Here is a 13,148-nt window from a genome sequence, read left to right as displayed (position 1 = left end):
AAGCTCCCTCGCCACAAGGGCAAATCGGTGTTGCTTTTAGTGCTGCAGGATTTTCTCGAGGAAATGCTGCGCGCGTTCGGAGCGTTGGCTGATGTCGCCAAAGAACTCTTCTTTCTTGCAGTCTTCGATGATCTTGCCGGCATCCATGAAAATCACGCGGTCAGCCACTTTGCGGGCGAAGCCCATTTCGTGGGTTACGCACATCATGGTCATGCCTTCCTGGGCCAGTTGCACCATCACGTCGAGCACTTCGTTGACCATTTCCGGATCGAGCGCCGAGGTCGGTTCGTCGAACAGCATGACGATCGGGTCCATCGCCAGCGCACGGGCAATCGCCACACGCTGCTGCTGACCGCCGGACAGTTGCCCCGGGTGCTTGTGGGCATGCGCCGACAGGCCAACGCGTTCCAGCAGTTGCAGACCTTTTTTGGTCGCTTCTTCCTTGCTGCGGCCCAATACCTTGATCTGCGCAATGGTCAGGTTTTCGGTGATGGTCAGGTGCGGGAACAGCTCGAAATGCTGGAACACCATGCCGACGCGCGAGCGCAGTTTCGGCAGGTTGGTCTTCGGGTCGGCAATCGAGGTGCCATCGACGACGATGTCGCCTTTCTGGAACGGCTCCAGCGCGTTGACGCATTTGATCAGGGTCGACTTGCCCGAGCCCGACGGGCCGCAGACCACGATCACTTCGCCTTTCTTGACCTCGGTGCTGCAATCAGTCAGCACCTGGAAGTCGCCATACCACTTGTTGATGTTCTTGATGGAGATCATACGGCAAACCTTTTTTGCAGACGCTTGACCAGCAGCGAGGCGGAAAAGCTGATGATGAAGTAAACGACACCGGCAAAGATCAGGAACTCGTTGGAACGACCGATGATGTCGCCGCTGGAGCGGGCGGAGTTGAGGAAATCCACCAGGCCCACGGTGTAGACCAGAGAGGTGTCCTGGAACAGGATGATCGACTGTTGCAGCAGCAACGGGGTCATCTTGCGGAACGCCTGGGGCAGGATGATCAGACGCATGGTCTGGCCATAGGTCATGCCCATCGCTTGTGCGGCGGCCATCTGGCCTTTGGGGATCGACTGCACGCCGGCACGGACGATTTCACAGAAGTACGCGGCTTCGAACATCATGAAGGCTACGACGCAAGACGTGAACGCGCCGATCGGGGTGTCTTCGCCGGTGATCCAGCGCAGCACGAACGGTACCGCCAGGTAGAACCAGGTGATCACCAGCAGCAGCGGGATCGAGCGGAAATAGTTCACATAGGCGCCGGCCACGCGGGACAGCAGTTTGCTGGACGACAGGCGCATCAGCGCGAGGATCGTCCCCAGCACGATGCCGCCGACCACGCCCATGACCATCAGTTGCAAGGTCATAACCATGCCGTTCCACAGGCCCGGGATCGCGGGGATGATGCCGCTGAAATCGAAGTCCATTATTTACCCCCCACGGAGATCAGGCCAGGCACTGCGACTTTCTTCTCGACCATGCGCATCAGCAACATCAGGCTCATGTTCAGGGTGAAGTAGATCAGCGTGGCCAGGGTGAAGGCTTCAAACAGGTTGGCCGAGAACTCGGCGGTCTGTTTGGTTTGCGCCAGCAGTTCCATCAGGCCGATCAAGGACGCCACGGAGGAGTTCTTGAACACGTTGAGGAATTCCGAGGTCAGCGGTGGAATGATGATGCGGTAGGCCTGGGGCAGCAGCACGTTCCAGTAGATCTGCGGCAGCTTGAAACCCATGGCGCGGGCGGCGGATTCCTGGCCGCGTGGCAACGCCTGGATGCCGGTGCGCACTTGCTCGCAGACCCGGGCGGCGGTGAACAGGCCCAGGCACACGACGACGCTCAGGTAGGCCGAGGTGGTCGGGTTCAGATCCTGTTTGTACCAGTCCTGCAGGTTTTGCGGCAGCAGGTCGGGCACCAGGAAGTACCAGATGAACAGCTGAACCAGCAGCGGCACGTTGCGAAACAGCTCGACATAGCACGTCGCGATGCCCGACACGAGGCGGCTCGGCACGGTGCGCATGACCCCCAGAATGGAGCCCAGCAGCAAAGCGATGATCCAGGCCACGACGGCGATGGCAATGGTCCAGCCCAGACCGGAAATGAACCAGTCGAGATACGTCTCGCTGCCCACGCCGGTGGACTTGAAGAACACGCCCCAGTCCCAGTTGTAATTCATTAGGGTCTCCCCTCGAAATCGATCGATGTACAAGCACCCGCTTGGGGAAGATCCTTTCCCGTCCGACGTTGAACGTCGGGCACACGCGATCGGCTCGGAAACCGCCTGGTCGAGTGTTCCACAGTAAAGCCAGCAGGTAGTAACAGACGTCTGAGGGAGGTTGCTCCCTCAGACGACAGGTTAGTCAGGAATCAGATTTTTACGTCAGGCGCAGGCTTGTCGCTCGGATTGGCGATCAGCTCTTTCACCTTGTCGCTCATCGGGAAGTTGAGGTTCAGGCCTTTCGGTGGAATCGCGCTTTCGAACCACTTCTTGTAGATCTTGTTGATTTCACCGGACTTGTACAGGCCGACGATGGCGTCATCCACCGCTTTCTTGAACGCCGGGTCGTCTTTACGCACCATGCACGCGTAGGCTTCGAAGGACTGTGGCGTACCGGTGATGACCCAGTCAGTCGGCTTCTTGGCCTTGGCTTCTTCACCGGCCAGCAGGGCGTCGTCCATCATGAAGGCAACGGCGCGGCCGCTTTCCAGCATGTTGAAGGATTCGCCGTGGTCCTTGGCGGAGATGATGTTCATGCCCATCTGCTTGTCGGCGTTCATCGCTTTGATGATGCGCTCGGACGTGGTGCCGGCGGTGGTCACGACGTTTTTGCCCTTGAGGTCGGCGAAGTCTTTGTAGGACGGGTTGCCATCCTTGTCTTTCTTGACCAGCAGACGGGTGCCGATTTCGAAGATGTTGACGGTGAAGTCGACCTGTTGGGCGCGTTCGGCGTTGTTGGTGGTCGAGCCGCACTCGATATCAGCGGTGCCGTTCTGGATCAGCGGGATACGGGTTTGCGAGGTCACCAGGTTGTACTTGACCTGCAGGTCTGGCTTGTTCAGGTCTTTTTTCAGGGCTTCAACGATGGCCACTTGAATGTCGTGGGAGTAGCCCACTGGCTTGCCGGAAGCATCCGCGATGTAGGAAAACGGGATGGAGCTGTCGCGGTGAGCGAGGGTGATGGTGCCGGAATCGTTGATCTTCTTCAGGGTGCCGGTGAGTTCGGCGGCGAAAACTGGTGTGCTGATCAGAGCGGCCGCAATGGCTGCGCCCAGGATAGGGGGAACGATGCGCATCAAATTTTCCTCGAATTGTTTTTTTTATGGAGCCAGTTCGTCGGCCCTTTTGTGCTTCGAATGCCTGACGGCTCCTGAAGTGTTGGCACGGCAGGCATTCGTCGAGAGAGTGTAGAGCATGAGTCGTGCCAGACCAGTTGCGGTGGATCAACTGATTGATTAATAAGGAAATTAAAGTTTTTAGTTAATGTTTTTGACTGAAATTGATCCGGTTATCCGAATCGACCGTGAGGTCGCGTTCGGAAAACCGAACGATCTATCGTCGGTTGTTTTCGGCAGCGCGACCTTTGTGGCGAGGGAGCTTGCTCCCGCTGGACTGCGCAGCAGGCCCGCTTTTATGAATGGGGCCGCTACGCGACCCAGCGGGAGCAAGCTCCCTCGCCACAGGTAAAGTGGCCGGCCCGGATAACAAAAAAGCCCCTGAATCGTGAGATTCAGGGGCTTCGTTTCAAGCGCTGTAAACGTCAGGCCGCTTCAGTCTTGCGGTTCTGCTCGACCTTGCCCAGGTAGGCCGCCAGTTTCTCCTGCTCGGCCGGGGTGGTGAACAGGCCCAGTTTGCTGCGACGCCACAGAATGTCGTGCGCCGTGGTCGCCCATTCTTCGCTGCACAGGTAGTCAACCTCACGGGTATAGAGCCCGCCGCCGAGGTGTTCGCCCATGTCGGCCAGCGTTTCCACGCCTTCGAGCATGCGCCAGGTGCGGCTGCCGTAGGTGGTGGCCCAGCGGCGAGCGATTTCGCTCGGGACGAAGTCGAACTTGTCGCGGATCTGTGCGCTCAAGGCTTGTGGGGTGGTCATGTCTTCACCGCCGGGCAGGGTCGCGGTAGCGGTCCAGCTCGGGCGCATCTGGGTGAAGTACGGCATCAACTGGGCCATCGCCGACTCTGCGAGCTTGCGGTAGGTGGTCAGCTTGCCGCCGAACACCGACAGCAGCGGTGCCTCTTCGCCGCCGCCAGACAGGGCCAGGGTGTAGTCGCGGGTCACGGCCGACGGGTTGTCGGATTCGTCATTGCACAGCGGGCGCACGCCCGAGTAGCTGTGCTGGATATCGTCGCGACTGATCTGCTTCTTGAAGTGCGCGTTGACCACTTTCAGCAGGTAATCGGTTTCGCCGTCGGTGATTGCCACTTTCGCCGGATCGCCGGTGTACTCACGGTCGGTGGTGCCGATCAGAGTGAAGTGGTTCAGGTACGGAATAGTGAAAACGATGCGCTGATCTTCGTTTTGCAGGATATGCGCGTGATCGCCTTCGTACAGCTTCGGCACAATGATGTGGCTGCCCTGAATCAGACGAATGCCGTACGGCGATTCCATCTTCAGGTCGTCACGGATGAACTTGGCGACCCATGGACCGGCGGCGTTCACCAGCGCTTTGGCGGTGATCGAAAACAGGCTGCCATCGGCGCGTTCCAGGTTCAGGTACCACAGGCCCTTGGCGCGGCGGGCGCTGACGCAACGGGTCTGGGTGTGAATGTGCGCGCCGTGTTCACGAGCAGCCATCGCATTCAACACAACGAGGCGGGCGTCATCGACCCAGCAGTCGGAGTATTCGAAGCCTTTCTTGATTTCGCTTTTCAGTGCGCTGTCGGCGCCGAACTTCAGGCTTTTCGAACCTGGCAGCTTTTCGCGCTTGCCGAGGTTGTCATAAAGGAACAGGCCCGCGCGGATCATCCACGCCGGACGCAGGTGCGGGCGATGCGGCAGCACAAATCGCATCGGCTTGACGATGTGCGGCGCCTTGGCCAGCAGCACTTCGCGCTCGGCCAGCGCTTCACGTACCAGACGAAATTCGTAATGTTCGAGGTAGCGCAGGCCACCGTGGATCAGCTTGCTGCTGGCCGACGAAGTGTGGCTGGCCAGGTCATCCTTTTCGCAAAGGAACACCGAAAGACCGCGACCGGCGGCATCCGCTGCAATCCCCACGCCATTGATCCCGCCGCCAATCACGGCAACATCATAGATCTCGGCAATCGGGGGCGTACGCAAGGTAGAGGTGGACATCGGCTGGCCTCGGGCTCTTTTGATTTTCTGTCTTGGAAATCGAACATAAATGTTCATTTGCGAAAATGGTAGCCCATAAAGACGCGCGCAGCCAGTCGCCTTCGATTGAAAAAACTCATCGAAGGGCGGCTAAAAGAAAATATTCGAACATTAAAAGCAAAAAGATCGCAGCCTTCGGCAGCTCCTACAGGTCAAATGGATCCATGTAGGAGCTGCCGAAGGCTGCGATCTTTTGATCTTGGGGGATTAAACGACTTCCAGGCGAATCTTGTGCTGGCTCAGCAATTGCGCCAGTGCCGGCACCGGCTGCTGATCGGTCACCAGGCAGTCGATCAGGCTGATCGGACCGAGGCGGATCATCGCGTTACGCCCGAACTTGCTGGAGTCCGCCGCCAGAATCACCTGCCGCGCGTTGGCGATGATCGCCTGCGACACGCGTACTTCCTGATAATCGAAGTCGAGCAGGCTGCCGTCTTCGTCGATGCCGCTGATGCCCACCAGCGCAAAATCGACCTTGAACTGATTGATGAAATCCACACTCGCCTGACCGACCACGCCGCCGTCACGGCGCACGTTGCCGCCAGTCAGCAGCACATCGAAATCATCCTTGGCACTGAGCATTGAGGCGACGTGCAGGTTGTTGGTGATGATCTTCAGATGGTTGTGATTGAGCAGGGCGCGGGCAATCGATTCGGTGGTGGTGCCGATGTTGATGAACAGCGAGGCGTGATCGGGGATCTGCGCCGCGATGGCTTCACCGATGCGTTGTTTTTCGTCGCGCATCTGATCGGCGCGCATCGCATAGGCGGTGTTTTCGACGCTGGAATCGTAGGCCGCGCCGCCATGGTAGCGACGCAACAGATTGGCTTCCGCGAGCTGATTGATGTCGCGGCGGATGGTTTGCGGGGTCACAACGAACAGCGTGGCCATTTCCTCGATGCTCACATAGCCGCGTTCGCGGACCAGCTCGAGGATTTGCTGCTGACGGGGAGGCAGATTCATGGGGCTTCCTTTGGGCTGCCGTGCAAAATTTGCCCATGATGACGCAGGAATCTCCTCCCGACCAGTTTCCAAACAACGTGAAAGCTACTGCGCTCGGCAATCCTGCGTTAAAAACAGGCTCGGACTGCTCATTTACAAACCCGTAAACTCCGCGTCCTCGCCTGTTTTTGCCTTGTCTTGCCTTCGCTCGCTACGCTTTCACGCTGTTTGGACAGCTTAAGTCAGTCTTCAGACTGGCTTATTCAGCGTCTTCACGCGCCCAGTCACGGGTGCGGCTGACGGCTTTTTTCCAGCCTTTGTACAGTTTCTCTTTCTCGACTTCGTCCAGGCTCGGTTCGAACTCCCGCTCGATTACCGCTTTGCCGCGCAGTTCTTCCAGGCTGCCCCAGAAACCGCACGCCAGACCGGCCAGATACGCCGCGCCCAGTGCCGTGGTTTCGCGCATTTGCGGGCGCTCGACCTGGGTGCCGAGGATGTCGGCCTGGAACTGCATGAGGAAGTTGTTGGCGACCGCGCCGCCGTCCACGCGCAGGGCCTTGAGGCGTTCGCCGGAGTCCTGTTGCATGGCGTCGAGCACGTCGCGGGTCTGGTAGGCGATCGATTCCAGCGCGGCACGGATGATGTGATCCACGCGCACGCCGCGCGTCAGGCCGAACAGTGCGCCACGGGCATACGGGTCCCAGTACGGAGCGCCCAGACCGGTGAACGCCGGTACCAGGTACACGCCGTTGCTGTCCTTCACTTTGTTGGCGAAGTATTCGGTGTCGTGAGCGTCGTTGACGATCTTCAGTTCATCGCGCAGCCACTGCACGGTCGAGCCACCGTTGAAAACTGCGCCTTCCAGAGCGTAAGCCACTTCGCCACGCGGGCCGCAAGCGATGGTGGTGAGCATGCCGTGCTGCGACTTCACCGCTTTGTCGCCGGTGTTCATCAGCAGGAAGCAGCCAGTGCCGTAGGTGTTTTTTGCCTGGCCCGGCTCGACGCACATCTGGCCGAACAGTGCCGCTTGCTGGTCACCGGCGATACCGCCGATGGCGATGCCGCTCTTGGTGCGACCGTAGATTTCCGAAGACGCTTTCACTTCCGGGAGCATCTCGCGCGGGATGTCGAGGATTTCCAGCATCTTCGAGTCCCACTCCAGCGAGTGGATGTTGAAGAGCATGGTGCGCGAGGCGTTGGTGTAGTCGGTGACGTGCACTTTGCCGCCGGTGAATTTCCAGATCAGCCAGCTGTCGACGGTGCCGAACAGCAGTTCGCCGTTGCGCGCACGTTCGCGGCTGCCTTCGACGTTGTCGAGGATCCACTTCAGCTTGGTGCCGGAGAAGTACGGGTCGGTGACCAGACCGGTGTTGTCGCGGATGTACTCTTCATGGCCATCGCGCTTGAGCTGCTGGCAGATCTCGGTGCTGCGGCGGCACTGCCAGACGATGGCGTTGTACACCGGACGGCCGGTGGTCTTGTCCCAGACCACCGTGGTTTCACGCTGGTTGGTGATACCGATGGCGGCGACCTGATCGTGATGCAGACCGGCTTGGGCCAGCGCTTCGACCATCACCGCGCTCTGGGTGGCAAAGATTTCCATTGGATCGTGCTCGACCCAACCGGCTTGCGGGTAATGCTGGGCGAATTCGCGCTGGGCGGTGCAGACCACGTTCGCGTCGCGGTCGAAGATGATCGCGCGGGAGCTGGTCGTACCCTGATCGAGGGCAATGATGTAGTTCTTATTCTGAATGTCGGTCATGTCGATTGCCTTGGACGAAATAAGGGAGAGTGGGCCGTGGCGCGGGTTCTAAATGGGCAGGAGCCCGCGCCGACTGTTTCAAGAAGTTCTTGGTTTGCCGTCAATGGCCGGTTCTGCATCCTTTGTAGCAGGTGTGGCGCCGGTCAGGTGACGGGCAATGAGCCCGCGATACCCGGCGGCGCCGAGGCAGGCACCGACAATCGGTGCAAAAATCGGTATCAGGAAGTACGGAATATCGCGGCCGCCAGTGAAGGAAATTTCACCCCAGCCGGCGAAGAAAGTCATCAGTTTCGGACCGAAGTCCCGTGCCGGGTTCATCGCAAAACCGGTCAGCGGGCCCATCGAACTGCCGATCACGGCAATCAGCAAGCCGATCAGCAGCGGGGCCATCGGGCCTTTCGGCAGACCGTTGTTGTCGTCGGTCAGGGCCATGATCACGCCCATCAGGATCGCGGTGATGATCATCTCGACCAGGAACGCCTGGGCGGTAGACAGCACAGGATTGGGGAACGTCGAGAACACCGAGGCCAATTCGAGGCTGGCGGCGGTGCCACGCACCATGTGGTGAGTTTGTTCGTAATCGAAGAACAGATTGCTGTACAGCGTGTAAACCAACAGCGCGCCGCAGAAGGCGCCAGCGATCTGCGACAGGATATAGAACGGCAGTTTGCGCTTTTCGAAGTCGGCGAAAATGCTCAGGGCGATACTCACGGCAGGGTTCAGGTGCGCGCCGGAAACGCCGGCGGTCAGGTAGATCGCCATGCTCACGCCGACGCCCCAGATGATACTGATTTCCCACAGACCGAAGCTGGCGCCCGCGACTTTGAGCGCGGCGACACAGCCAGTGCCGAAAAAGATCAGAAGTGCAGTCCCCAGAAACTCGGCCAGGCATTGGCCGGAAAGCGATGGTTGCTGTAAAGCAGTTGTCATTGAAAACCTCGGTTTTTGTTGTTGTCTGGCGCGTTTGCCGTCAGGGCAAGGCGCGATTTTCCCCGGGGCAGGATCCCCATCCTGTTCCCGGTTTACTGCTGGGTGCTGCGGTGCCGATAATTCTTACATTATTCAGATTCGAAAAAATATAGACAAGAAACAAACCTGTCAAAGGTCGAAAGTGAACCATCGGTCACAATTCAACTATCAACCTGCTGAATGGTCCTGCCGATGGCGGCGGCGATAGCCTGGCGGCTCATGCGCAAAGCCCGGAAAACGGGGCTTGCGCTAGAGCCTTTTGCGTTGTGATGACCTAGAATCCGGCGCAGGATTTTTCTGTTGATGCCGAGCCTGGAGCTGCCATGACCCCTGCGTTGGACTTGTTGAAAAAAGTTCGTGCCGAACATCGCGTGCACAGTTACGAACATGACCCGAAGGCCGCGTCCTACGGGCTGGAGGCCGCAGAGAAACTGGCGCTGGAGCCGGCGCAGGTGTTCAAGACGTTGCTCGCTGCCAGCGAAAAAGGTGAATTGCTGGTCGCGGTGGTACCGGTCGTCGGAAGCCTTGATCTCAAGGGGCTGGCACACGCGGCGGGCGTGAAGAAAGTCGAAATGGCTGACCCGGCGGCGGCGCAGCGTTCCACCGGTTACCTGCTGGGCGGGATCAGTCCGCTGGGGCAGAAGAAGCGTCTGCGCACCTTCATCGATAACTCGGCTCAGGGTTTTGCGACTATTTATGTCAGTGCTGGCCGACGCGGCCTGGAGGTCGAGTTGGCGCCCGCCGTGCTCGCCGAGCACACCCAGGCCAAATTTGCCGACATCGGTCGGGTATAACGCTGAATTCTGTATGAAGAAAATTGGCCGGTTCTGTCACTGGCGCTGAACCGGCCCGCGCCGCATGCTCTGCCCACGGACTTAGGGAGAAGGTTATGCAGCTTGAGTTTCATCAGGTCGACGCGTTCAGCGACCGGCCGTTCAGTGGCAATCCGGCGATGGTGTATCGGCTCGACGCATGGCTTGCGGATGAGTTGATGCAGAAGATCGCCGCCGAACACAATCTGGCGGAAACCGCGTTCGTGGTGCGCGAAGGCGCCGCGTGGCACGTCCGCTGGTTCACTCCGACCACCGAAGTGCCATTGTGCGGGCATGCGACGCTGGCCAGTGCCCACGTGTTGTTCGAGGTCTACAAGGAAAACGTCGAGCGTCTGGACTTCACCTGCAAGTCCGGGCCGTTGAGCGTCAGCCGCGAAGGCGATCGCCTGTGGCTGGACTTTCCGTCAATCGTGCCATCAGCGATTGGCGTGACGCTGGATGTCGAGCGTGCGCTGGGTGTCGAGGCGGTGGATGTGCTCGGTTCCAACGAGTTGTTCGTGGTGCTGGAGTCGGAGCAGGCAGTGCTCGACTGCACACCGGACATGGTCGCGCTGGCGAAACTGCCGTGGCTCGGCGCCATCGTGACGGCGCGCGGCAATCAGCATGATTTTGTCTCGCGTTATTTCGCGCCGGCCATTGGTATCAACGAAGACCCGGTCACTGGTTCGACGCATTGCAGCTTGATTCCGTACTGGTCGAAACGTCTGGGCAAGTCGAGCCTGACCGCGTGCCAGCGTTCGGCGCGGGGCGGGGAGTTGTTCTGTCGGCTGGAGGGGGAGCGGGTGAAGATCGGCGGGAATGCGACGCTGGTGGCCAGCGGTACACTGATCCTCGGTTAACGCAAGACTTTGTTGGAGTGAGCCTTTGTAGTGAGGGGATTTATCCCCGATGGGCTGAGCAGCAGCCCCAAACCATTACTTGCACAGTGCCAGGCACTCCGCGGTGCAGGTTAAAGGGCCGCTTCGCGCCCCATCGGGGATAAATCCCCTCACCACAAAAAACCTCCACACTCCGATGTTCTGTTTGATCAGAGGGCGGTGCTGTAGCGGCGGACGCCGTTTTCCACTGCCGGGATTTGTGCGGCGGTGCTGCCCGATGCCTGGAACAGGACCAGGTGTTCTGCAGCAACCCGAATCCCGACATCCGTACCCACCTGATGGTCCGCATGGCTGGGGAAGATCGATTCCAGCTGCGCGCCGGTCGGCAGTTGCAGGCGATACAGGGTCGAGGCACCGAGGAAGGTCTTGCCGACGATGCGTGCTTTCAACGCGCTGTCCGGCGCATAAACGATGTCATCCGGACGCAGCAACACATCCACCGCGCCGCCCACCGGCCAGGTATAGGCCCGGTTGCCGCGCAGTTCGCCGAGTTCGGTCTGCACCGATTCCGGGCTGCCGAGCTGGCCGCGAATGAAGTAACCCTGGCCGATGAAACTGGCAACAAACGGCGTCGCCGGCTCGTGGTAGAGATTGTAGGGTGTGTCCCACTGTTCCAGCCGGCCTTCCTTGAATACGCCAACGTGATCGCTCACGGCGAAGGCTTCTTCCTGGTCGTGGGTCACCAGAATCGCACTGGTGCCACGGGCCTTGAGAATGTCGCGCACTTCGTGGCTGAGCTTGCGGCGCAGTTCGCCATCGAGGTTGGAGAACGGTTCGTCGAGCAGCAACAGTTGCGGTTCTGGCGCCAGGGCGCGGGCGAGGGCGACGCGTTGTTGCTGGCCGCCGGAGAGCTCGTGCGGGAAGCGTTTGCCGAGGTTCTTCAGGTTGACCAGTTCCAGCAGCTCTTCGGTGATGCGCGCCTTGTTCGGGTGCTTGCGGATCCCGAAGGCGATGTTGTCCGCGACGCTGAGGTGCGGGAACAGTGCGTAGTCCTGGAACACCATGCCGATCCGGCGTTTCTCCGGGGCCAGAGTGAAACCGGCGCTGGAAATGGTTTCGCCACCGAGAGTGATTTCGCCTTCGTGCACCGGTTCGAAACCGGCAATCGCGCGCAGGGTGGTGGTCTTGCCGCAGCCGGACGAGCCGAGCAGGCAGCCGATGTCGCCGGCGTTGAGGTGCAGATTGAGGTTCTGCACCACGCGTTGATCTTGGTAGCCGCAAGCGAGGTTGCGCAGGTTCAGCAGTAATTCATGACTCATGCGTGGTGATATGCCGGTTCGACGAGGAACTCAAGCAGGGCCTTCTGTGCGTGGAGACGGTTTTCTGCCTGATCCCAGGCAACGGAGCGCGGGTCATCGAGCAGGTCGAGGCTGATTTCTTCACCGCGGTGCGCCGGCAGGCAGTGCATGAACAGCACATCTTCAGCCGCCAGATCGAGCAGGGCGCGGGTCACCTGGAACGGTGCAAACAGCTTCAGGCGCTTGGCAGTTTCCTCTTCCTGACCCATCGAAGTCCAGACGTCAGTGCTCACCAGGTGCGCACCGCGCACGGCGTCTTGCGGATCACGGACGATGGTCACGCGATCGCCGGCGCGGGCGACGAACTCAGGATTGGGCTCGTAGCCTTGCGGGCAGGCAACGCGCAACTGGAAGTCGAACTGGATCGCCGCTTCTATATAGCTGTTGCACATGTTATTGCCGTCGCCGATCCACGCCACGGTCTTGCCCTGAATCGAGCCACGGTGTTCGAGGAAGGTCTGCATGTCGGCCAGCAACTGGCACGGGTGCAGGTCATCGGACAGGCCATTGATCACCGGCACGCGCGAGTTGGCGGCGAATTCGGTCAGGGTGCTGTGGGCAAAGGTACGGATCATCACCGCATCGAGCATGCTCGACATGACGATGGCGCAGTCGCCAATCGGCTCGCCACGGCCCAGCTGGGTGTCACGCGGCGACAGGAAGATCGCCTGGCCACCGAGCTGGATCATGCCGGCCTCGAAGGAGATCCGGGTACGGGTCGAGGATTTCTCGAAGATCATCCCCAGGACGCGGTTTTTCAGCGGCTCGAACAGTACGCCGCGGTTACGCAGGTCCTTGAGCTCAACGCCTCGACGGATCACGCTGACCAGCTCTTCGGGCGTGCAATCCATCAGGGAGAGAAAGTGCCTTGCGCTCATCATTGACTACCTTTTTGTTACAAACCGCAGATGCTCAAAGCCTTGTTTAACGGAACAACGGGCGAGACCTGCGGCGTAAGCCGCACGGGGCGACGAAATAGGGGAAGGCGCGATATTGACACTAAATGTCGCGTTACGCCAATAGGCTACGGATTTTGCGGGATTCGGAGGGTGTATCGGATCTTGCTGTCGGACACATGAAGCCCAGTTCAAGGCCGCCACGAGCCTCTTTGTACACCGGCCTTG

At 59.6% G+C, this 13,148-nt stretch carries 12 protein-coding genes; 2 read left to right on the top strand and 10 right to left on the bottom strand.

Annotated features, from left to right (window positions below; all coding sequences use genetic code 11):
• Window positions 1-36 precede the first annotated feature (36 nt).
• The 8 genes from ACYZUM_RS19980 to ACYZUM_RS19945 all read right to left on the bottom strand — a co-directional run bounded on the left by ACYZUM_RS19980 (window position 37) and on the right by ACYZUM_RS19945 (window position 8,976).
• Window positions 37-771: an amino acid ABC transporter ATP-binding protein gene (locus tag ACYZUM_RS19980; RefSeq protein ID WP_041068333.1), complete on the bottom strand. Its 735-nt coding sequence runs from the start codon at window positions 769-771 to the stop codon at window positions 37-39.
• Window positions 768-1,439 (bottom strand): amino acid ABC transporter permease, encoded by a 672-nt coding sequence (locus ACYZUM_RS19975; protein WP_003227756.1) that lies wholly within the window; start codon window positions 1,437-1,439, stop codon window positions 768-770. The genes ACYZUM_RS19980 and ACYZUM_RS19975 overlap by 4 nt, the downstream gene beginning before the upstream one ends.
• Window positions 1,439-2,185: an amino acid ABC transporter permease gene (locus ACYZUM_RS19970; RefSeq protein ID WP_041068336.1), complete on the bottom strand. Its 747-nt coding sequence runs from the start codon at window positions 2,183-2,185 to the stop codon at window positions 1,439-1,441. Before ACYZUM_RS19970 ends, ACYZUM_RS19975 begins: the two co-directional genes overlap by 1 nt.
• Window positions 2,186-2,376: 191 nt before the next feature.
• The gene (locus ACYZUM_RS19965; RefSeq protein ID WP_108183679.1) at window positions 2,377-3,303 is read right to left on the bottom strand and encodes a glutamate/aspartate ABC transporter substrate-binding protein; all 927 of its coding nucleotides are present in this window, start codon (window positions 3,301-3,303) and stop codon (window positions 2,377-2,379) included.
• Window positions 3,304-3,767: 464 nt separating this feature from the next.
• Window positions 3,768-5,303, bottom strand: coding sequence for a glycerol-3-phosphate dehydrogenase (gene glpD / locus ACYZUM_RS19960; RefSeq protein WP_473061102.1), 1,536 nt, complete (start codon window positions 5,301-5,303; stop codon window positions 3,768-3,770).
• Window positions 5,304-5,549: 246 nt separating this feature from the next.
• A complete protein-coding gene (locus ACYZUM_RS19955) occupies window positions 5,550-6,305 on the bottom strand; it encodes a DeoR/GlpR family transcriptional regulator (protein ID WP_007916700.1) in 756 nt (251 codons plus the stop codon).
• Window positions 6,306-6,543: 238 nt separating this feature from the next.
• Window positions 6,544-8,046, bottom strand: a complete 1,503-nt coding sequence (glpK, locus tag ACYZUM_RS19950; protein WP_041068348.1) for a glycerol kinase GlpK — start codon at window positions 8,044-8,046, stop codon at window positions 6,544-6,546.
• Window positions 8,047-8,124: 78 nt separating this feature from the next.
• The gene (locus tag ACYZUM_RS19945; RefSeq protein ID WP_027612073.1) at window positions 8,125-8,976 is read right to left on the bottom strand and encodes an MIP/aquaporin family protein; all 852 of its coding nucleotides are present in this window, start codon (window positions 8,974-8,976) and stop codon (window positions 8,125-8,127) included.
• Between the two features lie 362 nt (window positions 8,977-9,338).
• Between ACYZUM_RS19945 and ybaK the strand changes: the two genes are divergently transcribed.
• Together ybaK and ACYZUM_RS19935 are read left to right on the top strand one after the other, a co-directional pair.
• Window positions 9,339-9,809 carry a Cys-tRNA(Pro) deacylase gene (gene ybaK, locus ACYZUM_RS19940; protein WP_041068352.1) on the top strand — a complete coding sequence of 157 codons (471 nt, stop codon included), beginning with the start codon at window positions 9,339-9,341 and terminating at the stop codon, window positions 9,807-9,809.
• Between the two features lie 95 nt (window positions 9,810-9,904).
• Window positions 9,905-10,687: a PhzF family phenazine biosynthesis protein gene (locus tag ACYZUM_RS19935; protein ID WP_473061101.1), complete on the top strand. Its 783-nt coding sequence runs from the start codon at window positions 9,905-9,907 to the stop codon at window positions 10,685-10,687.
• A gap of 188 nt (window positions 10,688-10,875) precedes the next feature.
• On the opposite strand, the gene ACYZUM_RS19930 is transcribed toward ACYZUM_RS19935, so the two are convergent.
• Both ACYZUM_RS19930 and argF read right to left on the bottom strand, forming a co-directional pair.
• The gene (locus ACYZUM_RS19930) at window positions 10,876-11,985 is read right to left on the bottom strand and encodes an ABC transporter ATP-binding protein (RefSeq protein ID WP_473061100.1); all 1,110 of its coding nucleotides are present in this window, start codon (window positions 11,983-11,985) and stop codon (window positions 10,876-10,878) included.
• Window positions 11,982-12,902 (bottom strand): ornithine carbamoyltransferase, encoded by a 921-nt coding sequence (gene argF, locus ACYZUM_RS19925; RefSeq protein ID WP_047296204.1) that lies wholly within the window; start codon window positions 12,900-12,902, stop codon window positions 11,982-11,984. The genes ACYZUM_RS19930 and argF overlap by 4 nt, the downstream gene beginning before the upstream one ends.
• Window positions 12,903-13,148 lie beyond the last annotated feature (246 nt).

The sequence above is a fragment of the Pseudomonas sp. m6p genome, from assembly GCF_055760375.1.
Note: the sequence above shows the minus strand (reverse complement) of the source record. Positions and strands in the feature narration are given on the sequence as shown.

What these genes read in the sequence shown, in the direction of transcription:
- ACYZUM_RS19980 (WP_041068333.1), bottom strand. Translation starts at nt 771, where the DNA reads ATGATCTCCATCAAGAACATCAACAAGTGGTATGGCGACTTCCAGGTG.
- ACYZUM_RS19975 (WP_003227756.1), bottom strand. Translation starts at nt 1,439, where the DNA reads ATGGACTTCGATTTCAGCGGCATCATCCCCGCGATCCCGGGCCTGTGG.
- ACYZUM_RS19970 (WP_041068336.1), bottom strand. Translation starts at nt 2,185, where the DNA reads ATGAATTACAACTGGGACTGGGGCGTGTTCTTCAAGTCCACCGGCGTG.
- ACYZUM_RS19965 (WP_108183679.1), bottom strand. Translation starts at nt 3,303, where the DNA reads ATGCGCATCGTTCCCCCTATCCTGGGCGCAGCCATTGCGGCCGCTCTG.
- glpD (WP_473061102.1), bottom strand. Translation starts at nt 5,303, where the DNA reads ATGTCCACCTCTACCTTGCGTACGCCCCCGATTGCCGAGATCTATGAT.
- ACYZUM_RS19955 (WP_007916700.1), bottom strand. Translation starts at nt 6,305, where the DNA reads ATGAATCTGCCTCCCCGTCAGCAGCAAATCCTCGAGCTGGTCCGCGAA.
- glpK (WP_041068348.1), bottom strand. Translation starts at nt 8,046, where the DNA reads ATGACCGACATTCAGAATAAGAACTACATCATTGCCCTCGATCAGGGT.
- ACYZUM_RS19945 (WP_027612073.1), bottom strand. Translation starts at nt 8,976, where the DNA reads ATGACAACTGCTTTACAGCAACCATCGCTTTCCGGCCAATGCCTGGCC.
- ybaK (WP_041068352.1), top strand. Translation starts at nt 9,339, where the DNA reads ATGACCCCTGCGTTGGACTTGTTGAAAAAAGTTCGTGCCGAACATCGC.
- ACYZUM_RS19935 (WP_473061101.1), top strand. Translation starts at nt 9,905, where the DNA reads ATGCAGCTTGAGTTTCATCAGGTCGACGCGTTCAGCGACCGGCCGTTC.
- ACYZUM_RS19930 (WP_473061100.1), bottom strand. Translation starts at nt 11,985, where the DNA reads ATGAGTCATGAATTACTGCTGAACCTGCGCAACCTCGCTTGCGGCTAC.
- argF (WP_047296204.1), bottom strand. Translation starts at nt 12,902, where the DNA reads ATGAGCGCAAGGCACTTTCTCTCCCTGATGGATTGCACGCCCGAAGAG.